The sequence below is a fragment of the Aquamicrobium sp. genome (assembly GCF_023954335.1).
Lineage (GTDB): Bacteria > Pseudomonadota > Alphaproteobacteria > Rhizobiales > Rhizobiaceae > Aerobium.
This window is the reverse complement of record NZ_JAMLIE010000002.1, coordinates 208,744-228,970: the sequence shown is the minus strand read 5'-3', so window position 1 is coordinate 228,970 and position 20,227 is coordinate 208,744. Positions and strand designations below refer to the sequence as shown.

The window sequence follows — 20,227 nt, the reverse complement described above, 5'->3', positions numbered from 1 at the left end:
TTCCCCGGCTATTCAGCAACCTTGAACAGATCGTAAACGAGTAGCTCGTCAACGATCTTCTCGAGATCGGCATCGGCGGGAATGGTGCCGAAGTCCTTGTAGAGATTGCCCCAGTTCAGGAGGAGCTGCCGATCTTCCGGAATGACCGCCGGCCGGGAAATATCCGTACGGGTGATGACCGGACGGGCGATCTCCTCGCCGAGGCCGGACGATGCGGCATAGTCCGCGATTGGTCTGCCCCCTGAAAAGTGGCCCTCCCTGAAGTAGGCTATTGAGCCGTTGGAGAGGACTTTGGAATGCCCCAGAAGAAGCACAAGCCCGAAGAGATTGTCGCGAAGCTGCGCCAGGTCGATGTTTTGTTGTCACAAGGCCGCTCGGTTGGAGAAGCGGTTCGTTCGATCGGCGTGACGCAGTTTACGTATTACCGCTGGCGCAAGGAGTTCGGCGGTCTGAAGGGTGATCAGGTGAAGCGCCTCAGGAGCTTGAGAGGAGAACGACCGTCTGTAAGCAGTGTCGGACCTGACGCTCAACTGATCCTCAAAGAGGCTGCCTCGGGAAACTTCTAGAAGCCCCCTTCCCGTCGTCGTCTAGATTTGTGTCGATCATGTCATGGCGAAGTTCTGCGTGTCGGAGCGCTTCGCCTGCAAGGTTCTCGGCCAACACCGTTCGACCCAGCAAGGAAGCGGGAGTCTGCATGATGATGAGAGGCGCTGACTGCCCGACATCATCCGTCTGGCTTCCCGGTATGGCCGCTATGGCTATCGTCGGATCACCGCGAAGTTGCGGTCGGAGGGATGGACGGTCAGCGCCAAACGCGTCGGAAGTGACGCATCTGGCAGCAGGAGGGGCTGAAGGTTCCCCAGAAGCAACCGAAGAAAGGCCGGCTGTGGCTGAATGACGGATCGTGCATCCGGCTTCGGCCGGAGCATCCCAACCATGTCTGGTCCTATGACTTCGTCGAGGGCCGGACCCACGATGGCAGAAAGTTCCGCATGCTCAACATCATCGACGAGTTCACTCGGGAGTGCCTGGCAGTCGGATCGGTCGCAAGCTCAACTCGACCGACGTCATCGACGTTCTGTCGGACCTGTTCATCCTGCGCGGTGTGCCGGGCCATGTTCGTTCCGACAATGGTCCGGAGTTCATCGCCAAGGTCGTGCGGGAATGGATCGTGGCCGTCGGCGCAGAACCGCCTTCATCGAGCCGGGCAGCCCGTGGGAAAACGGCTACTGCGAAAGCTTCAGCTCGAAGCTCCGCGATGAACTGCTCAACGGTGAGATCTTCTACAGTCTCGCCGAAGCAAAGGTCATCATCGAGGCATGGAGACGCTACTACAACACCGAGCGGCCGCACTCATCGCTCGGATACAAGCCGCCGGCACCGGAGGCCATCATCTGGCCTCCACCGTCGCGCGGATCGACACCGCCATCGGCCCAGGTAATGGCCGACAAGCCGATCATGCATTAAGATTGAAACCGGACCACCCTATGGGGTCAGGCCACCGCACTAGCACAAGCTGTAGGCGCATCGCCGGCCTCCTGCTGGAGACGGATCAAATTGCTCGAAAGCAGAGGAGTTCTAGGAAAAACTGTCCGCTTGGTCGATCCGGAGAAAGTCAATAAGGGAATAACTGTTATATGTCAGATAAAAATGAAATCACACGACCATGAAGCGAGGACTAAATTTGAAGAATTTATCAATAATAGCACAAATGCTATAGAATGTTATTCTATATCTGGAGAATGGGATTATTTAATAATATTTATTCTTGAAAATATAAATGAATTTCATGATTTTCTCATGAATAATATTCTTCAACATAAATCTGTATATAATTCATCATCTCATTTTGCACTAAAGAGAGTAAAATACTCAACATCCATCCCGGTATAATTTTTTTTAGCCCGCTCACGAACGTCCGCGAACCAGCAGCGTATAGTGGCTACAGCAGCCATCGACAAAGCAGCGGCAGGCTTTCCGCACGCAGACCGACACGACGATGAATTTCCGCCCCGATCCATTCGCCGACGATTGCGCCGATCACGACTGTCAAGGCAGATCAGATCCGCGATGGCGATCTTGGGCTCCATGCCGTTGCCCAGCAGCAGCACCAGGATCGGCCTTCGCGACCACCGGAATCGTGTTGATCATGACCGCGATCGGAAAGAATGCCTCCTCGACGCTCTGGCGGTACGCAAAGGCCGTTGGATTCTTCACGCCGGTCGACTTCATGCGGGGGTTACAGTCCGGCGAACTCGTCCACATACCGCTTCAGGAACCGGGGCTGCGGCAGAGCGAGGTCGGCCTGCTCATCCATCGCGAACGGCAGAACTGGCCTACCGTCCGGACGGTCGCGGCGCATCTGATAACCGAGTTCACGACGGTCGCCACCGAAATCCGCGAGATCGCTGCGGCTGCGGAACGACGCAAGGCCGCTACCGTCCGCTGACCGCCTTATCGTATAAGTCCTTGCAGAACACAAAAGGAACAGATATAGATTGTTCCTGTTTTGTTTAGGATCGATTCCCGAAAGGGCCGGGATGCTCACGCGCAAGCAACACGAACTGCTCCTCTTTATCCATCAGCGGCTGAAGGAGACCGGGATTCCCCCCTCCTTCGACGAGATGAAGGAGGCGCTCGACCTTGCGTCCAAGTCGGGCATCCACCGCCTGATCACGGCGCTGGAGGAGCGCGGCTTCATCCGCCGCCTGCCGAACCGCGCCCGCGCGCTCGAGGTCCTGCGCCTGCCCGATTCGATCGCCCCCGGCCTTAACGCGGCGAAGAAGTTCTCGCCCAGCGTCATACAGGGCAGCCTCGGCCGCGCCGCCGCGCCCGCGCCGCGGGCGCCCACCGGGAACGACAATGACGGCGCCGCGCTGGTCGGCATCCCAGTCATGGGCCGTATCGCCGCCGGCGTTCCCATCGCCGCGATCCAGAACCAGACCCATTCCATCGGCGTCTCGCCCGACATGCTCGGCAGCGGCGAGCACTACGCGCTCGAGGTCAAGGGCGATTCGATGATCGAGGCCGGCATTCTCGACGGCGACACCGTCATCATCCGCAACTGCCAGACGGCGAGCCCGGGCGAGATCGTCGTCGCCCTGGTCGACGACGAGGAAGCCACGCTGAAGCGGTTCCGCCGCAAGGGCGACACCATCGCGCTGGAAGCTGCCAACCCGGCCTACGAGACGCGCATCTTCGGCCCCGACCGGGTCAAGGTACAGGGCAAGCTGGTCGGTTTGATCCGCCGCTACTGACGCCTCGCGCCCGAAGTGGGGCGGATCCGAACGGCCCTGATGGGTTTGGACCGGGATACCCCCGATGTCTTCGGGCCGGCATAGAGGTGCAATCCTCCTTGTTTGCCCGGCCCTCGCCTTTCTTCCGTGAACGGAAAAGAGAACCGGCCGCATGTTCACGCCGTTCTGCCACGCTTGCGATTAGCGAAAGCGGGGATGAGAACCCTCTACTCCCCGTTTACGGGGAGAAGGTGCCCGAAGGGCGGATGAGGGGCGGCGCGAGGGTCGAAGATCGCCCTCCTGCGGAGCGGACAAGACGCGAAACGCTTCAGTACGCGTATTCGAGAAAAGCGGGTTCGATCGAGCCGCCCCAGCGCGTCCGGTAGGCGTTGAGCATTTCTTCGGCGCTGGTCGTGCCGCGCGCCACCACCTCGTCGAGCGGGGCAAGGAAGCCGGTCTCGTCGCTGCCTTCGCCGTTGGTGCGCGCCCGCGCCGCCAGCCCCCGGCGCGAGATCGCCAGCGCCTCGCGCGCGATCTCGCGCAGCGTCGCGTTGCGGAACGGCGTGGCGAGCGCCTGCGCCGGGACGGCATCACGCATCGCCACCACCTCGGCGAACGTCCAGTCCTTCGTCAGCGCCTCGGCCTCGTCGAGCGCGGCTGCGTCGTAGAGCAGCCCGACCCAGAACGCCGGCAGGGCGCAGATGCGCCGCCACGGCCCGCCGTCGGCGCCGCGCATCTCGAGGAATCGCTTGAGCCGCACGTCGGGAAACAGCGTCGAAAGGTGGTTGGCCCAGTCGCCCATGGTCGGCAGGCCGTCGCTCACCTCGCCCCGCAGCGCGCCGTTCATGAACTGGCGGAAGGTGACGTGAGTGGCATCGAAATAGCGCCCGTCGCGGATGATGAAGTACATCGGCACGTCGAGCGCCCATTCGACATAGTCGGCGAAGCCGAACCGGGGCGAGAAGCAGAATTCGAGAACGCCCGAGCGCTGGTTGTCGGTGTCGCGCCAGATGTCGCCGCGCCAGCTTGCAGGCCGTTCGGCCGCCCCTCGGTGAAGGGTGAGTTGGCGAACAGCGCCGTCGCCAGCGGCTGCAGCTTGAGCGACACCTGCATCTTGCGCCGCATGTCGGCTTCCGAGGAGAAGTCGAGATTCACCTGGATGGTGCAGGTGCGGTACATCATGTCCAGCCCCCGGCTGCCGACCTTCGGCATGTAGGCGGTCATGATGTCGTAGCGCGATTTCGGCATGCGCGGGGTCTCGGCAAGCGTCCATTTCGGGCTGCCGCCGAGGCCGAGGAAGCGGATGCCGAGCGGCTCGGCGACCTCGCGCAGCTGCGCGAGATGGGCGTTGCCCTCGCGGCAGGTCTGGTGCAGCGTCTCCACCGGCGCGCCGGACAGCTCGAACTGCCCGCCCGGCTCGAGGCTGATCGCCCCCTGCCCCGTCGGCTCCACGAGGCCGATGACGTTGCCGGCGTCGATGATCGGCTCCCAGCCGAGCAGGCCCTGCATGCCCTCAAGCAGCGCCCTGATGCCGTTCGGTCCCTCATAGGGAACCGGCCGGTTGCCGTCGACATAGAACGGGAACTTCTCGTGCTCGGTGCCGATGCGCCATGCGTCCTTCGGCTTGCAGCCGGCGGCGAGATAGGAGACGAGCTCGTCCACCCCTTCGATCGGGCTGAAATCGGTGGTGTCGCGCGCCATGGTCGTGTCCTCGCCCTGCCTCCGCGCCGCCTTGCCGGCGGCCGCGCGCGAGTGTTGAGCGGAACTCGCCGCCGCGATCAAGCGAAAAATCCTGACAAGCTGTTCAATGGGGCCGATCAGCCGGCCTGATCGCGCCAGTCGCCCAGCGTCGCCTGCACCAGCGCCAGCGCCGCCACCGCGGCCGTGTCGGCGCGCAGGATGCGCGGCCCGAGCGGAATCGCCGTGACGAAAGGCTGCGCCGTGAGCAGCCGCCGCTCCTCGTCGGAAAAGCCGCCCTCGGGGCCGACGAGAACGCCGATCTTCGCTTCCGTCACCGCCCGGAGCGCCGCGAGCGGGTCGTTCGTCCCGGCGCTCTCGTTGCAGAAGACGAGCCGCCTGTCTTTCTCCCATCCGGCCAGCAGGAGGTCGAGCTTCACCGGCGGGCGCAGCAGCGGGATGGACAGCACGCCGCACTGCTCGGCCGCCTCGATCATGTTGGCCTGCATCTTCTCCAGCGGCGGCCTCGTCACCTGCGTGTGCTGCGTGACGACCGGCTGGAGGACGCCCGCGCCCATCTCGACCGCCTTCTGCACCATATAGTCCAGCCGCCCGACCTTCAGCGGCGCGAAGGCGTAGACGAGGTCGGGCGCCGGCGGCTGCGGCCGCTCAGCGTGCTCGACGGCGAGCCTCACGCCCTTCTTCGAGACCGCCGCGACACGCGCGCGCCATTCCCCGTCGCGGCCGTTGAAGACCAGAAGCTCCGCCCCCTCGCCCATGCGCAGCACATGGGCAAGGTAATGGCTCTGCGCCCTGTCCGCCTCGAAGGCGGCGCCGGGGCCGAGATCGTGCGGCATGAAAAGCCGCTGCAATTTGTAGTTTGCGCGCATGAATCTCGTGATGCGGCGCGGACGCGGCCGGGTCAAGCCCGGCCCGCCGTCCCCGGCTCGCTCAGTTGGCATTGACGAGCACGACCCGCCGGTTCTTCGCCCGGCCGTCGTCGGCCGCGTTGGTTGCCACCGGGGCCATCATGCCCGCGCCGGCCGTGGCGAGGTGGTAATCGTCGATTACTGTTTACGTGGGTCAGGCCGGGGTCAGCGTCGGGTGCCAGACCGGGCTGAACCCCGCCCCCAGCGCCGCGACCGTGGCTGCGGGCGTGACCAGCCTTGCGCCCGGCGGCAAGGCCTGCGGCGGGCCATAGCCGCCGAAGCTCCACGACCGCGCCCTGCCCGCATGGAGCGCGAGGATCCGCCCCCCGACCTCGATCATCGCGCCGTCGGGCAGCGCGCCGATGGCTTGCGCATCGAGGGTGGGCAATGCCGCGCCGGCAGCATGCCTTTGCCGGTGGAGGACCGAATCGATGTCGGGGGCCGGGACATGGCCGAGCCGGTTGCCGGCGGCGAAGCAACGGCGAAACGCCTCCGCCGCCGCGCGCCGGCAGTAGAAGCAGGGGCGATGCCCCGCCGCCAGCGCCGTCGCCTCGTCGAGGAAGAACAGCTCCGTCCACCCGGCCGCGCCCGAGGGCGCGTTGCGCCCCATCGGCTCGCGCCGGCAGCCTCGCGGATGGTCGAGCGCGCAGATGATCCACGCCTTCGTCGTCCAGCGGCGCGCGAGCAGCGCCTTCGCTAGCGGATCGTGGATGACGCCGCGATTGCCGGTGAACAGGCCGCGCGCGGCGACGGCATGGATCTGCCCCAGCGGATCGACCCGGTTCTGCAACGGCACGGTTCTCGCTCCTTCCCGACTCGCGCGTCTCCATGCTATCGCTCGCGCGAAGCTGCGGCACCACCCGAAAGCGGACATCCTCATGCGCGTCCTCGTCGTCCAGAATTATGCCAATACCGGCCTCGGACAGGTCGGCGTCGCGCTGGCGGAAGCCGGCGCGCGCATCGACCTCCTGCGCGCCGATCTCGGCAAGGCGCTTCCCGACCGGCCGGGCGGCCATGACGGGCTGGTCGTGCTCGGCGGCGGCCAGAACGCGCTCGCGGACGAGCAGTCGCCATGGCTGCCGCAGCTGTGCGGCCTGATGCGGGCGTTCGGCGATTCCGGCCGCTCCGTGCTCGGCATCTGCCTCGGCAGCCAGTTGCTGGCGCGCGCCTATGGCGGCCAGAACATCATCGGCGGCGCGACCGAGTTCGGCTGGAACGAGGTGGAGCTGACGCCCGAAGGCGCGGAGGACCCGGTCCTCGCCCCCCTGCCCCCGTCCTTCCGCTCCTTCCAGTGGCACGACGACACCTTCGTCCTGCCGCGCGGCGCGAGCCGGCTCGCCGGCAGCCTCGCCGTCCACAACCAGGCCTTCCGGATCGGCCGCGCGGCCTACGGCTTCCAGTTCCATTTCGAGGCCGACCGGCCGCTGGTTGCCGAGTGGAGCGGCCTGTTCGCCGACTGGCTGGCCGAGCGGCATCCGGGCTGGAGCGAGCGCCACCCGGCCGAGGCCGCCCGCTTCGGCGGCGAGGCCGACGCCGCCGGTCTCGCCATCGCCCGCGGCTGGGTCGGCACGATCGGCGGCTGACGTCCTTTCGGCTGCTGCCGTTAGCGATAAATCGCCTTCGATATTGACAGCCCGGCAAGCCCTCACTATCTCACCCGTCATGTTAGCACTCACCAATGGCGAGTGCTAACCGCGTCCGGCGTCGCCGGATGGAGGGAACCTCTCAAACCAGTTTTTTAAGGACACCCAAGACATGGCAAAGTCGAAGTTCCGCCCGCTCCATGACCGCGTGGTCGTCCGCCGGGTCGAATCCGAAGAGAAGACCGCAGGCGGCATCATCATCCCCGACACCGCCAAGGAGAAGCCGCAGGAAGGCGAGATCGTCGCCGCCGGCTCCGGCGCGCGCGACGAGAACGGCAAGCTCGTTCCGCTGGAGGTCAAGGCCGGCGACCGCGTCCTGTTCGGCAAGTGGTCGGGCACCGAGGTCAAGCTCAACGGCGAAGACCTGCTGATCATGAAGGAATCCGACATTCTCGGCATCATCGGCTGATCGGCCGGTTCCCATCCCTTTCATTGACATTCGGCCGGCCCGCATGCGGAGCGGCCTCGAAAACAGGAGCTGAACATGGCTGCCAAGGACGTAAAATTTTCCCGTGACGCCCGCGAGCGCATGCTGCGCGGCGTCAACATCCTCGCCGACGCGGTGAAGGTGACGCTCGGCCCCAAGGGCCGCAACGTCGTCATCGACAAGTCGTTCGGCGCGCCGCGCATCACCAAGGACGGCGTCACCGTCGCCAAGGAGATCGAGCTCGAGGACAAGTTCGAGAACATGGGCGCCCAGATGGTGCGCGAGGTCGCCTCGAAGACCAATGACCTTGCCGGTGACGGCACCACGACCGCGACCGTTCTGGCGCAGGCGATCGTCAAGGAAGGCGCCAAGGCCGTGGCTTCCGGCATGAACCCGATGGACCTGAAGCGTGGCATCAACAAGGCGGTGGATGCTGTCGTTGCCGAGCTGAAGGCCAATGCACGCAAGGTGACGAAGAACGACGAGATCGCCCAGGTCGGCACCATCTCTGCCAATGGCGACGCGGAGATTGGCCGGTTTTTGGCCGAGGCCATGGAGAAGGTCGGCAACGAAGGTGTCATCACCGTCGAGGAAGCCAAGACCGCCGAGACCGAACTTGAAGTGGTCGAGGGCATGCAGTTCGACCGCGGCTACCTCAGCCCTACTTCATCACCAACCCGGAAAAGATGGTCGCCGACCTCGAAGACGCTTTCATTCTCCTGCACGAGAAGAAGCTCTCGAACCTCCAGGCGATGCTCCCGGTTCTCGAAGCCGTCGTCCAGACCGGCAAGCCGCTGGTTATCATCGCTGAAGACGTCGAAGGCGAAGCCCTTGCTACGCTCGTCGTCAACAAGCTGCGTGGCGGCCTCAAGATCGCTGCCGTCAAGGCTCCGGGCTTCGGCGACCGCCGCAAGGCCATGCTGGAAGACATCGCCATCCTGACGGGCGGCACGGTCATCTCCGAAGACCTCGGCATCAAGCTCGAAAACGTAACGCTCGACATGCTCGGCCGTTCGAAGAAGGTTTCGATCTCCAAGGAAAACACGACGATCGTCGACGGTGCCGGCCAGAAGGCTGAAATCGAAGGCCGCGTCGCGCAGATCAAGGCCCAGATCGAAGAAACCACCTCCGACTACGACCGCGAGAAGCTGCAGGAACGTCTTGCCAAGCTCGCTGGCGGCGTTGCCGTCATCCGCGTCGGCGGCTCGACGGAAGTCGAAGTGAAGGAAAAGAAGGACCGCATCGACGACGCCCTCAACGCGACGCGCGCTGCCGTTCAGGAAGGCATCGTACCGGGCGGCGGCGTTGCCCTGCTCCGTTCTTCCACGAAGATCTCCGCCAAGGGCGAAAACGATGACCAGGAAGCTGGCATCAACATCGTTCGCAAGGCGCTCCAGGCCCTGGTTCGCCAGATCGCCGAGAACGCTGGTGACGAAGCTTCGATCGTCGTCGGCAAGATCCTCGACAAGAACGAAGACAACTACGGCTACAACGCCCAGACCGGCGAATACGGCGACCTGATCTCGCTCGGCATCGTCGATCCGGTCAAGGTTGTCCGCACGGCTCTGCAGAACGCCGCTTCGGTTGCCTCGCTGCTGATCACGACGGAAGCCATGATCGCCGAACTGCCGAAGAAGGATGCACCGGGCGGCATGCCTGGCGGCATGGGCGGCATGGGCGGTATGGACTTCTAAGTCCTGCCCGAAGACCAGACCGGGAAGGGGCGGCAGCGATGCCGCCCTTTCTTTTCGTATTGCGCAGAGCCTTTCTTTTCGTATTGCGCAGAGAGCGCGAGCGCATCCGCGCAACCAAAACCCGTCTGGCTCGTTCTTTAACGCCGCATGGATGCGGCATTGGCGAAAGGAACAGGCGAGATGGTCAACAAGGATCAGGTCAAGGGCGTGGCCAAGCAGGCCAAGGGCGCCGTGAAGGAAGCCGCGGGCAAGGTCACGGGCTCGAAGAAGCTCCAGGCCGAAGGCAAGGCCGACAAGGTCGCCGGCAAGGTCCAGAAGGGCGTCGGCGACGTACGCCAGAAGGTCAAGAACGCGATCTGAACCCCGCTTTCGGGTTTACAGCACCACTTCTGGAGCGATCTTCGGACCGCTCCTTTTTTCTTTCCGGCTTGCCGCCGCCGCGACGGGCACGGATCGCTGCCCGAAAACCGATGCCCTGCCCCAAATCGTGAGGACTGCCGGATTAAAGCCGTGATCGGCCCCTCGTCGCACTTGAAATCGCCGCCGATTGCCCGTAAGAGCCACGCCAGCCCTTAAGGCGTGTGCATGCGGTTGTAGCTCAGTTGGTTAGAGCGCTGGTTTGTGGCACCAGAGGTCGGTGGTTCAAATCCACCCAACCGTACCACTTCTTCCCCCCGAAAGCTCAGAACAGCGATCCTTGGCCGCCGCCTTCCGGCTTCCGCGCCTGCTTGCGCGTCACCGGCCGCACCGACTCGCCGCCGGAGGCGACCGCATCGACGCTGCCGTCGGCGAACTCGATGGCAAGCGCATCGCCCGGCCCGACCGCGGCGGCGGACTTGACCGGCAGGCCTTGCGCGTCGCGCACCAGCGCGAAGCCGCGCCGCAGCACCGAGCGGTGGGACAGCGTCTCGGCCAGCCGCCACGCCTGCGCCAGCCGCACCGTGCGCCGCTCCCGCGCGATGGCGATCGACTGATCGGCGCGGCGGCCGAGGCGCTCCAGCGCCTCGCCGTGAAGCTCGATCCGCCGCCGCAGCGCCTCGGGCGACACGCGCCCGGCGTCGCGGGCAAGGCGGGTGCGCGCTTCGGCCAGCCGTCGCTCCAGCAAGGCCGGCGACAGCCGCAGGCCCCTGAAGCGCAGCCGCTTCGCCTCGGTGCTGGCGGCCAGCGCCCGCGACAGCCGGCTCGCCGCCTCGTCGAAATCGCGACGCGGCATGGCGAGGAGATCGTCGATCGACGGCAGCGCCCGCGACACGGCGCGCAACGCCTCGCGCTTGCGCTCGCCATGGCGCGACATGCAGCCGCGCAGCCGCGCGGCAAGCCGCGCCAGCGCCGCCTCCAAGTCCGCCTTGACCGGGACCGCGAGCTCGGCCGCGCCCGTCGGCGTCGGCGCGCGCACGTCCGCCGCGTGGTCGATCAGCGTCCAGTCCGTCTCGTGGCCGACCGCCGAGATGACAGGGATGTGCGAGGCGGCGACGGCGCGCACCACGGCCTCGTCGTTGAAGCCCCAAAGGTCTTCCAGGCTGCCGCCGCCGCGCGCCACGATCAGCACGTCGGGCACCGGCACCGGGCCGATCGGGTCGAGCGCGTTGAAGCCGGCAATCGCCGCCGCGACCTCCGCGCCCGCCGTCTCGCCCTGCACCCGGACCGGCCAGACGACGACATGGAGCGGGAAGCGGTCTGAGATGCGGTGGACGATGTCACGGATGACCGCCCCGGTCGGCGAGGTGACGACGCCAATGACGCGCGGCATGAACGGCAGGAGCTGCTTGCGTTCCGCGTCGAACAGCCCCTCGGCGGCGAGCCGCCTGCGCCGCTCCTCCAGCAGCGCCATCAGCGCGCCGGCCCCGGCCGGCTCCAGATTGTCGATGACGATCTGGTATTTCGACGAGCCGGGATAGGTGGTCAGCTTGCCGGAGGCGATCACCTCCATGCCTTCCTCCGGCCGGAACTTCAGCCGCGAGAACGTGCCCTTCCAGATCACCGCTTCGAGGCGCGCGCGCTCGTCCTTCAGCGCGAAATAGGCGTGGCCCGAGGAATGCGGCCCGCGATAGCCGGAGATCTCGCCGCGCACCCTGACATTGCCGAACGCGTCCTCGACCGTGCGCTTCAGCGCCCCGGACAGCTCGGAGACGGTGAATTCTGCCGCGTTGGTCACGGAAGGGGTGACGGCGCGCGAATCGGCATCGAAGAACGGATCGCTCATGGCGCGATTGATGCCCCCTCGCCCGACAAGGTCAAGTCATCAAGGTCAAGTCACCAGACGGCGGCGGGCTGCTTCTGCTTCTGCCGCTTGAGCCGCGCGAAGGGCAGCGCGTCGAAATCGAACTGGCCGATCTCCTCGCCCGACGGCACCGAGATGTTGTCGAGGCTCTCGGCGATGTGGCGCGCCAGCGCGTCGACGATCTCCGGCTGGCTGGAATGGCCGCGCATGATGCCGATGCGCACCTCGGGCAGCGCGCCGAAGCCGTCGGCCTCGCCGAGGATGCGCATGCCCGGGCGCAGCGCGCATTCGGGCAGCACGGAGACGGCCTGGCCGGACAGGACCGTGGCGATCAGCACCGTCGCCGACCAGCTCGAGAACAGGATGCGATAGTCGCGGCCCATCTGGTCGAGCACGTCGCAGGCGGCCCGGCGCCACAGGCAGGTGGTGCGCCCGACCGCGAGCGGAAGCACCTCCTCCTCGTGGATGGAATGGTTGGCGGACGTGACCCACAGCAGCGGCTCGCGCCGCACCACGTCGGAGAGGCTGCGCTCGTTCGAGTGGGTGACGATGGCGATGTCGAGCTGGCCGCGCTTCAGCTGGTCGACCAGATTGACCGTCGGCTCGCAGACGACGGAAAGCTCGACGCGCGGGTTGGAGCGGGCGAAGCGGGCCATGATCTCCGGCAGGAAGCGGTCGGCGTAGTCGTCCGGCGTGCCGATGCGGATCGAGCCTTCGAGCGTGGCGTCGTCGAAGGCGGCGAGCGTCTCGCGGTTCAGCCGCAGGAGCCGCCGCGCATAGGTCAGAAGCCGCTCGCCCTCCTCCGTCAGCCGGTTGGAGCGCCCGTCCTTCTCGAACAGCGGCTTGCCGATCCGCTCCTCGAGCCGCCGCATCTGCATGGAGACGGCCGACTGGGTGCGGTGCACCTCCTCGGCCGCGCGGGTGAAGCTGCCCATGTCGGCGATGGTGACGAAGGTGTGGAGCTGATCGAGATCGAGGGGAGCCGCCATGACAAACCCATAACATCAATTGATCCCAAACATTAAAAACATTCGTTGGATTAATCAATGCCGGCATGAGAAAGCTATGCTCGCACAGTTCAAGCGCATCCCGTCCGCCTGCCGGCCGCATCCTCCCATGCGGCGGCGCGAGGGTGTGCGCCCGAGCGCCAAGGAGATGAAGACATGAGCGCCCTCGACCGTCACTCGTCCGCAATTGTAGCCGAAAGGCCGGCCGCGATCAGCGAGGCGCTGCGCGGGCTGGCGCGCGCCTTCGCCAACCGCCGCCAGCTCGACCACCTGCGCGACCTCTCCGACCGCGGGCTGGCGGATATCGGGCTGATGCGGCTCGATCTCGATTTCGCCCGGCGCGCGCCCCTCGGCGTCGACCCGACCCGGCGTCTCGCCTCGGTGGCGCGCGAACGCGCCCATTCCTGACAAGGCTTCCCTACCCGCAGGCTCCCCATCGCCGGCCCACCGGCGGCCTGCCTCCTGCCCGGCTCTTGCGAAAGGGCCGGGCTTTTTTCATTTCACCTTCGGGATCAGCGGCCGCGGCCGCGCTTCTCCATGCCCTGGAGGAACTGGTCGAACACCGATTCCATGTTCTTCTGGTAGTCGTCGCGCGTCTTGGCGCCGGCCTCGAACATGTCGCCGAACAGATCGTCATAGGGCGTGCGCGGACGCCCGCTCGGATTCGTCTTCTGGCTGGCCTTGGGCTTCGCCCGAGGCTGCGATTGCGGCGCTGGCTCCGCCTGCCGCTGGCCGCCGCCCAGCATCTCCTCGAAGATGCGGCCGAGCGGGTTGTCGCCATAGGGGCTCTGCGGCGCCTGCCGCTGCCGGGGCTGCGATTGCGCCGCGCCGCCGCCGAACATGCCTTCGAGGATCTTGCCCAAGGGATTGTCGAACGGGTTGGGCTGCTGCGGCGCCTGGCGCTGCTGCGGGGCCGGCTGCGGCATGCCGAAGCCGCCGCCCTGCTTCATCATCTGCTCGATGATCTCCTGAAGCGGGTTGCCCTGTCCGCCGAAGCCGGCGGCGCTCATCTGCCCCGTCGACTGCTTGAACAGGCCGCCCATGATCATCGAGGCGAGTGCGGGCAGCATCTGCTGCAGGGTCTGCTGGGCGATGCCCGTCGCCTGCGCCGCCTGCGCCGCGACGGCGCGCGACAGCTCCTTGGAGCCGAACAGGTGGCCGAGGATGCCGTTGCCCTCCTGCATGCCCTGCGGCGTGAAGGCGGCGGCCGCGTCCTCGAAATATTTCGCGTGCTGGCCCGAGGCGAGCGCCGACAGGAAGCTGCCGAGATCGTAGGGGTTGGCGGTATTGCGCTTCAGCCCCTGGCTGAAGGCCGGCATCAGCGCCGCCATCGCCTCCTGCGCCTGTTGCTGGGAGAGGCCAAACTGCCGCGCCATCTGATCGATGGCGTTGCCGTTCTGGGCATTGGCGAGCATGTCGAACAGGGGCAGCATGAACGGTTTCCTTCCTTGATCCGTGCCGCCAGACTAACCCAGCCGCGGCGAAAGTGAAATTCGCCCCCTACAGCACTAGCCTTCCTGCTGCGCCGCCTGCTCGTCGCGCTGGCGCTGCACGTCGCGGCGCTTGTTGACGACGGCGGCGACGAGGACGCCGATGGTGACGACCGCGATGAGCAGGGTGCAGACGGCGTTGATCTCCGGCGTGACGCCGAGGCGCACCTGGCTGTAGATCTTCATCGGCAGCGTCGTCGCGCCGGGGCCGGAGGTGAAGGAGGCGATCACCAGATCGTCGAGCGATAGCGTGAAGGCCAGCATCCAGCCCGCCACCACCGCCGGCATGATCACCGGCAGCGTCACCTGGAAGAAGGTGCGCGTCGGCGTCGCGCCGAGATCCATCGCCGCCTCCTCCAGCGAGCGGTCGAACGAGATCAGCCGCGACTGCACGACGACGGCAACGAAGCACATGGTGAAGGTGATGTGGGCGAGCGTCACCGTCATGAAGCCACGGTCGAAGCCGACGGCGACGAACAGCAGCAGCAGCGACAGGCCGGTAATGACCTCGGGCATGACCAGCGGCGCGAACACCATGCCCGAGAACAGGAAGCGGCCGCGGAAGCGCGTGTAGCGTGTGAGCGCCAGCGCCGCCAACGTGCCGAGCACGGTCGCGACGGTCGCCGAGACGAAAGCGACGCGCGCCGTCACCCAGGCGGCATCGAGCAGGCCCTGATTGGAGAACAGCGCCACGTACCAGCGCGTCGAGAACCCGCCCCACACCGTCACCAGCCGCGAGGCGTTGAACGAATAGATGATGAGCAGCACGATCGGCAGATAGAGAAAGGCGAAGCCGAGGACGAGCGTGACGACGTTGAAGCGGGAAAGCCTGCCTTCCATCGCCCTACCTCCCCTTTTCCTGCGCCAGCGCCTGCGAGCGCTGGAAGAACATGATCGGCAGGACGAGGATCAGGAGCAGGATGATCGCAACCGCCGAGGCCACCGGCCAGTCGCGGTTGGCGAAGAACTCGTTCCACAGCGTCTTGCCGATCATCAGCGTCTGCGAGCCGCCGAGAAGGTCGGGAATGACGAACTCGCCGACCGCCGGGATGAACACCAGCAGGCACCCAGCGACGACGCCCGGCAGCGACAGCGGGAAGGTGATCTTCCAGAACGCCGCGGTCGGCGGGCAGCCGAGGTCCTGCGCCGCCTCGATCAGCGAGAAGTCCATCTTCTCCAGCGTCGCGTAAAGCGGCAGCACCATGAACGGCAGGTAGGAATAGACGATGCCGATGAAGATTGCCGTATGGGTGTTCATGATCAGCAGCGGCGTGTCGATGACACCGACCCACATCAGGAACTGGTTGAGCAGCCCCTCCGGCTTCAGGATGCCGATCCAGGCGTAGACGCGGATCAGGAACGAGGTCCAGAACGGCAGGATCACCAGCATCAGGAGGACCGGGCGCATCGAGCCCGGCGCGCGCGCCATGGCGTAGGCCAGCGGATAGCCGACCAGCAGCGTCAGGAAGGTCGAGACCGCGGCGATGACGACGCTCGACACATAGGCGTTGAAATAGAGCGCGTCGTCGAGCAGCCACAGATAGTTGTCGAAGGAAAGCTCGCGCAGCCCCTCGATCAGCGCCGAAAACCCCGCGCCGATGTCGAGCGTCGGCATGTAGGGCGGCATGGCGATCGCCGTCTGCGACAGCGATATCTTGAAGACGATGAGGAACGGGACGAGGAAGAAGAACAGCAGCCACAGATAGGGAACGAGGATGACGAAACGGCTTGTGATGGCGGCAAGCAGCCGCCCGCCGCCCCCTTCGCCGCGTGATGCCGTTGCCGCCTTGCCGTCCGCCGCCGAGGTCGCTCCGCTCATCGCCGCTTCCCCTTACCTAACGCGTCAGCACGACGCCGGCGTCCGGCGCGAAGGAAATCCAGGCCGTGTCGTCCCAGCTCAGCGGGTCCTCGACGGTGCGCGAGCTGTTGAGGGCGCTCGCCGTCACCACCTGCCCGTCGGCCAGCTTGACGTGGTAGACGGTCATGTCGCCGAGATAGGCGAGGTCCCAGATCGCGCCCTCCATGACGTTGGCCGCGCCCTCGGGGCGCTTGGAGGAGACCTTGATCTTCTCCGGGCGGATGGCGAAGGCGACGGTGCTGCCGGCTTGCGCCTCCCCCGCGTTCTCGACCCTGATCTGCGCGCCGCTGGCGCCGGTGATCGTGGCGATGGCGCCGCTGCGCTCGGAGACCGTGCCCTCGAGGATGTTCACATTGCCGACGAAGTCGGCGACGAAGCGCGAGGCCGGCGCCTCGTAGACCTCGGCCGGCGTCGCCACCTGCATCACCTTGCCCTTGTCCATGATGGCGATGCGGTCGGCCATGGTCATCGCCTCCTCCTGGTCGTGGGTGACGACGACGAAGGTCAGGCCGAGCTCCTGCTGCAAGTCCATCAGCTCGAACTGCGTCGCCTCGCGCAGCTTCTTGTCGAGCGCGCCGAGCGGCTCGTCGAGCAGCAGCACCTTCGGCCGCTTGGCGACCGAGCGGGCGAGCGCCACGCGCTGGCGCTGGCCGCCGGAAAGCTGGTGCGGCTTGCGTTTCGCGAATTGCTCCAGCCGCACGAGCTTCAGCATCTCCTTCACCCGCGCCTCGATCTGCGGCTTCGGCATGCCGTCCTGCTTCAAGCCGAAGGCGATGTTGGCCTCCACCGTCATGTGCGGGAACAGCGCGTAGGACTGGAACATCATGTTGACCGGCCGCCGGTAGGGCGGGATGCCGGCGAGGTCCTGCCCGTCGAGCAGGATCTGGCCGGAGGTCGGATGCTCGAAGCCCGCCAGCATGCGCAGGAGGGTCGACTTGCCGCAGCCCGACGCGCCGAGCAGGGCGAAGAACTCGCGCTCGTAGATGTCGAGCGACAGGTCGTTGACGGCGGTGAAATCGCCGAACTGCTTGGTGACGTTGCGGAAAGCGATGAAGGGCCGCGCCCCGGGATCGTTCCACGGCGCGAAGCTCCTGCGGATGCTGCCGAGCGATTTCATGCGAGGTTCCCCGGTTTCGAAGCCGCCGCCGTCTTCTCATGGACGGCATGAAGGCCTGTCGCTTTTATCCCTGAAGCCGGTTGCGCGCTGGCCTGCCTCTTTACGCCCGCGAAACCGCCTCGACGCCTGGTGACTGGAAAGAAAGGCGCCGGCGAGAAACCCGCCGGCGCCGGAACCTTGGGGCCTTACTGGCCGGTGACGATCTTCGTCCAGCTCCGCGTCAAGAGGCGCTGGGTGCGCTGGTCGTAAGGCTGGACGGTGAACAGGTTCTTCAGCGTCTCCTCGTCCGGGTAGATCGCCGGGTCCTCGACGATCTCGTCGTCGACGAATTCCTGCGACGCCTTGTTGCCGTTGGCGTAGTAGACATAGTTCGTCGCCTTGGCGATGACTTCCGGCTCCATCAGGTAGTTCAGGAATTCGTGCGCCTCATCGACGTTCTTGGCGTCGGCGGGGATGGCGAGCTGGTCGAACCACATCTGCGCGCCTTCCTTCGGCACGACATAGGCCACCTCGACGCCCTGGTCGGCCTCGGCCGCGCGGTCGGCCGCCTGGAACACGTCGCCCGACCAGCCGATGGCCGCGCAGATGTCGCCATTGGCGAGCGCGTTGATGAACTCCGAGGAGTGGAACTTGCGCACGTGGGGGCGCACGGCGAGCAGCACCTCCTCGGCCTTGGCGAGGTTCTCCGGCTCCTTGCCGTTGGGATCGAGCCCGAGATATTTCAGCACGGTCGGCACGACGTCGGTCGGCGAATCGAGGAAGTAGACGCCGCAGCTCGACAGCTTGGCGATCTGCTCGGGGTCGAACACGGTCGCCCAGGAATCGATCTCGTCGACGCCGAGCGCCTCCTGCACCTTCTGGACGTTGTAGCCGATGCCGACGGTGCCCCACATGTAGTTGATGGAGTATTCGTTGCCCGGGTCGTAGAGCGCGGTGCGCTCCGCGACCATGTCCCACATGTTCTTCAGGTTCGGCAGCTTGGACTTGTCGAGCTTCTGATAGACGCCCGCCTCGATCTGGCGCACCATGAACGGGCTCGCCGTCGGCACGACGACGTCGTAGCCCGACGCGCCGGCCAGGAGCTTGGTCTCGAGGATCTCGTTGGAATCGTAGACGTCGTAGACGACGCGGATGCCGGTCTTGGCGGTGAATTCCTGGATGATCGAGTCGTCGATATAGTCCGACCAGTTGTAGACGTTGACGACACGGTCCTGCGCGCTGGCCGCGCCGGCCAGCACGATGGCTGCGGCGGATGCGGCGGAAAGCAGGAATGCCTTGCGGATCATGGTATTCTCCTCTGTCGAACTCTTGGTTCCCGGCTCTGGCCCGGCCCCGGAAAGGCATGCCGGAACGCGGTCGATCGGTGGAAGCCTATTGGCGTTTTCGCATCCCCACAAGCGGGAAAAAGCGAAGGCGCTTCACAGATAGGTGGTGCGTTCGAGCGGCGTGATCTCACCCCAGAAAGCGAGGATTTCCGCCCGCTTCAGGTCCTTGTAGACCTTGGCCAGCAGCGGCCCCAGCGCCCGGTCGATGAAACGGCTCCTTTCCATGAGCTGGAGCGCGTCGTCCATGTCGTCCGGCAGGAACAGCCCCTCGTCCTCATAGGCGTTGCCCTGCACCTGCGGCGGCGGCACCGCCTTTTTCTCGATGCCCTCGACCATGCCCTGGATCAGCGCCGCCATCACCAGATAGGGGTTGGCGTCGGCCCCGGCGATGCGATGCTCGACGCGGCGGTTCTCCTCGTTGGAGACCGGGATGCGCAGGGCGACCGAGCGGTTGTTCTCGGCCCAGACAGCGCGCGTCGGCGCGTAGGAGCCGGGGGTGATACGGCGGAAGCCGTTCCAGGTGTTGATGAACAGCAGCAGCGATTCCGGCATGGTCTTCAGCAGGCCGGCGACGGCGGATTCGAGCCGCGGCCGCCCTTCCGCCCCGGCGAAGATGTTGTCGCCGTTCGCATCCAGCACCGAGGCGTGGACGTGCATGCCGTTGCCGGCATATTCGAGGAAGGGCTTGGCCATGAAGGTTGCGGTCAGCCCGTGGGCACGGGCGCAGCCCATGACGATGCGCCGGAGCAGGATGACGTCGTCGGCCGCCTTGAGCGGGTCGGCGCGATGCTTGAGGTTGACCTCGAACTGGCCGGGCGCGGCTTCCTTGATGATGGTGTCGATCGGCAGACTCTGCGCCGCGGCCGCGTCGCGGATCATGTCGAAGAGGTCGGCATGCTCGGCAAGGTCGTCGAGCCCGTACATGCGCAGCCGGTCCGGCCCGGCCATGGCGCCGACCGGCGCCGGCATGCCGTCGTCCCAGTCGGTCTCGGGGTCGAGCAGGTAGAATTCGAGCTCGAAGGCGACGACCGGGAAGAAGCCCTTCTCGTTGACCTCGGCGACCTTCTTCTTCAGCACCTGCCGCGGGTCGGCCATGAACGGCTCGCCCTCGGGCGTGAAGGTCTGGAGCAGCACCTGCGCGGTCTTGCGCTTGGCCCACGGCACGATGGCGAGCGTGCCGCGCGTCGCCCGGCAGAACCCGTCCTGGTCGCCCGTTTCGATATGCAGCCCGGTTTCAGAGACCTCGCGGCCCCACACGTCGAGGCCGTGCAGCGACATCGGGAAGTTGACACCTTCCTGGAAGGCCTTCTTCAGCGCGTCGGCCGGCGCCCACTTGCCGCGCATGACGCCGTTTGGGTCGACGATCAGGAATTCGACGGCCTCGAGATCGGGATGTTGTTCGACGAAGGCGCGATATTCGCGCTCGTGATCGGCAGAGACGAACCTTGCGGACTCTTCGGCGTCGGCGGACGACTTTTGCGCATCCGGTCCGGATTTGCGTTTTGTTTCTGGAATAGTCTTAACGTCGGACTCTGCTAGGTCCGATGGGTGAAATGGCAAGATAAACCTGTTTCGTTGTTTCGATCAGGTCAGCCTGCCCGCG

Annotated in this window: 18 protein-coding genes, 1 tRNA gene and 4 pseudogenes; 11 read left to right on the top strand and 12 right to left on the bottom strand. The window is 65.8% G+C overall.

Annotation, left to right across the window (positions count from 1 at the left end):
* Positions 1-8 precede the first annotated feature (8 nt).
* Positions 9-314, bottom strand: a complete 306-nt coding sequence (locus M9945_RS13665) for a hypothetical protein (RefSeq protein WP_367930897.1) — start codon at positions 312-314, stop codon at positions 9-11.
* Between M9945_RS13665 and M9945_RS13660 the strand changes: the two are divergent.
* The 5 genes and pseudogenes from M9945_RS13660 to lexA all read left to right on the top strand — a co-directional run bounded on the left by M9945_RS13660 (position 297) and on the right by lexA (position 3,257).
* Positions 297-1,467, top strand: a pseudogene (locus tag M9945_RS13660) (IS3 family transposase). The gene M9945_RS13665 and the pseudogene M9945_RS13660 sit on opposite strands and share 18 nt — an antisense overlap.
* Before the next feature lie 45 nt (positions 1,468-1,512).
* Positions 1,513-1,569, top strand: a pseudogene (locus tag M9945_RS13655) (Lrp/AsnC family transcriptional regulator); the annotation flags it as partial.
* 81 nt (positions 1,570-1,650) lie between these two features.
* Positions 1,651-1,893 carry an Lrp/AsnC ligand binding domain-containing protein gene (locus M9945_RS13650; RefSeq protein WP_367945583.1) on the top strand — a complete coding sequence of 81 codons (243 nt, stop codon included), beginning with the start codon at positions 1,651-1,653 and terminating at the stop codon, positions 1,891-1,893.
* 256 nt (positions 1,894-2,149) lie between these two features.
* A complete protein-coding gene (locus M9945_RS13645) occupies positions 2,150-2,449 on the top strand; it encodes a hypothetical protein (RefSeq protein WP_367930069.1) in 300 nt (99 codons plus the stop codon).
* 91 nt (positions 2,450-2,540) lie between these two features.
* Positions 2,541-3,257: a transcriptional repressor LexA gene (lexA, locus tag M9945_RS13640; protein ID WP_367945043.1), complete on the top strand. Its 717-nt coding sequence runs from the start codon at positions 2,541-2,543 to the stop codon at positions 3,255-3,257.
* 307 nt (positions 3,258-3,564) lie between these two features.
* Here the strand turns inward: lexA and M9945_RS13635 are convergent.
* The 3 genes and pseudogenes from M9945_RS13635 to M9945_RS13625 form a co-directional block, all read right to left on the bottom strand.
* A pseudogene (locus M9945_RS13635) lies at positions 3,565-4,937 on the bottom strand (glutamate--cysteine ligase).
* A 116-nt stretch (positions 4,938-5,053) separates the two neighbouring features.
* A complete protein-coding gene (locus M9945_RS13630) occupies positions 5,054-5,803 on the bottom strand; it encodes a 16S rRNA (uracil(1498)-N(3))-methyltransferase (RefSeq protein WP_367945042.1) in 750 nt (249 codons plus the stop codon).
* 193 nt (positions 5,804-5,996) lie between these two features.
* Positions 5,997-6,638 (bottom strand): hypothetical protein, encoded by a 642-nt coding sequence (locus M9945_RS13625; protein ID WP_367945041.1) that lies wholly within the window; start codon positions 6,636-6,638, stop codon positions 5,997-5,999.
* An 82-nt stretch (positions 6,639-6,720) separates the two neighbouring features.
* On the opposite strand from M9945_RS13625, the gene M9945_RS13620 reads away from it, so the two are divergent.
* The 5 genes and pseudogenes from M9945_RS13620 (at position 6,721) to M9945_RS13600 (ending at position 10,270) form a co-directional block, all read left to right on the top strand.
* Positions 6,721-7,425: a type 1 glutamine amidotransferase gene (locus tag M9945_RS13620; protein ID WP_367945040.1), complete on the top strand. Its 705-nt coding sequence runs from the start codon at positions 6,721-6,723 to the stop codon at positions 7,423-7,425.
* 172 nt (positions 7,426-7,597) lie between these two features.
* On the top strand, positions 7,598-7,894 hold the full coding sequence (gene groES, locus M9945_RS13615; protein WP_367930064.1) for a co-chaperone GroES: 297 nt from the start codon (positions 7,598-7,600) through the stop codon (positions 7,892-7,894).
* Positions 7,895-7,969: 75 nt separating this feature from the next.
* A pseudogene (gene groL / locus M9945_RS13610) lies at positions 7,970-9,606 on the top strand (chaperonin GroEL).
* Between the two features lie 180 nt (positions 9,607-9,786).
* Positions 9,787-9,966, top strand: coding sequence for a CsbD family protein (locus tag M9945_RS13605; RefSeq protein ID WP_367930072.1), 180 nt, complete (start codon positions 9,787-9,789; stop codon positions 9,964-9,966).
* A 227-nt stretch (positions 9,967-10,193) separates the two neighbouring features.
* Positions 10,194-10,270: transfer RNA gene (locus M9945_RS13600), tRNA-His, on the top strand.
* An 18-nt stretch (positions 10,271-10,288) separates the two neighbouring features.
* Here M9945_RS13600 and xseA read toward each other — a convergent pair.
* Together xseA and M9945_RS13590 are read right to left on the bottom strand one after the other, a co-directional pair.
* Positions 10,289-11,809 (bottom strand): exodeoxyribonuclease VII large subunit, encoded by a 1,521-nt coding sequence (xseA, locus tag M9945_RS13595; protein WP_367945039.1) that lies wholly within the window; start codon positions 11,807-11,809, stop codon positions 10,289-10,291.
* 50 nt (positions 11,810-11,859) lie between these two features.
* Entirely contained in the window at positions 11,860-12,816 is a 957-nt protein-coding gene (locus tag M9945_RS13590; RefSeq protein ID WP_367930061.1) for a LysR substrate-binding domain-containing protein, read from the bottom strand.
* Between the two features lie 174 nt (positions 12,817-12,990).
* Between M9945_RS13590 and M9945_RS13585 the strand changes: the two genes are divergently transcribed.
* Positions 12,991-13,242, top strand: a complete 252-nt coding sequence (locus M9945_RS13585; protein WP_367945038.1) for a DUF1127 domain-containing protein — start codon at positions 12,991-12,993, stop codon at positions 13,240-13,242.
* Between the two features lie 104 nt (positions 13,243-13,346).
* On the opposite strand, the gene M9945_RS13580 is transcribed toward M9945_RS13585, so the two are convergent.
* The 6 genes from M9945_RS13580 to M9945_RS13555 form a co-directional block, all read right to left on the bottom strand.
* Positions 13,347-14,267 (bottom strand): DUF937 domain-containing protein, encoded by a 921-nt coding sequence (locus M9945_RS13580; protein ID WP_367945037.1) that lies wholly within the window; start codon positions 14,265-14,267, stop codon positions 13,347-13,349.
* Positions 14,268-14,342: 75 nt separating this feature from the next.
* A complete protein-coding gene (locus M9945_RS13575) occupies positions 14,343-15,164 on the bottom strand; it encodes an ABC transporter permease (protein ID WP_367945036.1) in 822 nt (273 codons plus the stop codon).
* A 4-nt stretch (positions 15,165-15,168) separates the two neighbouring features.
* On the bottom strand, positions 15,169-16,143 hold the full coding sequence (locus M9945_RS13570; protein ID WP_367945035.1) for an ABC transporter permease subunit: 975 nt from the start codon (positions 16,141-16,143) through the stop codon (positions 15,169-15,171).
* 16 nt (positions 16,144-16,159) lie between these two features.
* Entirely contained in the window at positions 16,160-17,299 is a 1,140-nt protein-coding gene (locus M9945_RS13565) for an ABC transporter ATP-binding protein (protein ID WP_367930056.1), read from the bottom strand.
* A gap of 185 nt (positions 17,300-17,484) precedes the next feature.
* Positions 17,485-18,585: a polyamine ABC transporter substrate-binding protein gene (locus M9945_RS13560; protein WP_367945034.1), complete on the bottom strand. Its 1,101-nt coding sequence runs from the start codon at positions 18,583-18,585 to the stop codon at positions 17,485-17,487.
* A 132-nt stretch (positions 18,586-18,717) separates the two neighbouring features.
* On the bottom strand, positions 18,718-19,968 hold the full coding sequence (locus M9945_RS13555; protein WP_367945033.1) for a glutamine synthetase family protein: 1,251 nt from the start codon (positions 19,966-19,968) through the stop codon (positions 18,718-18,720).
* Between the last annotated feature and the right edge of the window lie 259 nt (positions 19,969-20,227).

Coding starts and splice junctions, on each gene's coding strand:
- M9945_RS13650 (WP_367945583.1), top strand. CDS start 1,651: ATGAAATCACACGACCATGAAGCGAGGACTAAATTTGAAGAATTTATC.
- M9945_RS13645 (WP_367930069.1), top strand. CDS start 2,150: ATGACCGCGATCGGAAAGAATGCCTCCTCGACGCTCTGGCGGTACGCA.
- lexA (WP_367945043.1), top strand. CDS start 2,541: ATGCTCACGCGCAAGCAACACGAACTGCTCCTCTTTATCCATCAGCGG.
- M9945_RS13630 (WP_367945042.1), bottom strand. CDS start 5,803: ATGCGCGCAAACTACAAATTGCAGCGGCTTTTCATGCCGCACGATCTC.
- M9945_RS13620 (WP_367945040.1), top strand. CDS start 6,721: ATGCGCGTCCTCGTCGTCCAGAATTATGCCAATACCGGCCTCGGACAG.
- groES (WP_367930064.1), top strand. CDS start 7,598: ATGGCAAAGTCGAAGTTCCGCCCGCTCCATGACCGCGTGGTCGTCCGC.
- M9945_RS13605 (WP_367930072.1), top strand. CDS start 9,787: ATGGTCAACAAGGATCAGGTCAAGGGCGTGGCCAAGCAGGCCAAGGGC.
- xseA (WP_367945039.1), bottom strand. CDS start 11,809: ATGAGCGATCCGTTCTTCGATGCCGATTCGCGCGCCGTCACCCCTTCC.
- M9945_RS13590 (WP_367930061.1), bottom strand. CDS start 12,816: ATGGCGGCTCCCCTCGATCTCGATCAGCTCCACACCTTCGTCACCATC.
- M9945_RS13585 (WP_367945038.1), top strand. CDS start 12,991: ATGAGCGCCCTCGACCGTCACTCGTCCGCAATTGTAGCCGAAAGGCCG.
- M9945_RS13580 (WP_367945037.1), bottom strand. CDS start 14,267: ATGCTGCCCCTGTTCGACATGCTCGCCAATGCCCAGAACGGCAACGCC.
- M9945_RS13575 (WP_367945036.1), bottom strand. CDS start 15,164: ATGGAAGGCAGGCTTTCCCGCTTCAACGTCGTCACGCTCGTCCTCGGC.
- M9945_RS13570 (WP_367945035.1), bottom strand. CDS start 16,143: ATGAGCGGAGCGACCTCGGCGGCGGACGGCAAGGCGGCAACGGCATCA.
- M9945_RS13565 (WP_367930056.1), bottom strand. CDS start 17,299: ATGAAATCGCTCGGCAGCATCCGCAGGAGCTTCGCGCCGTGGAACGAT.
- M9945_RS13560 (WP_367945034.1), bottom strand. CDS start 18,585: ATGATCCGCAAGGCATTCCTGCTTTCCGCCGCATCCGCCGCAGCCATC.
- M9945_RS13555 (WP_367945033.1), bottom strand. CDS start 19,968: ATGCGCGGCAAGTGGGCGCCGGCCGACGCGCTGAAGAAGGCCTTCCAG.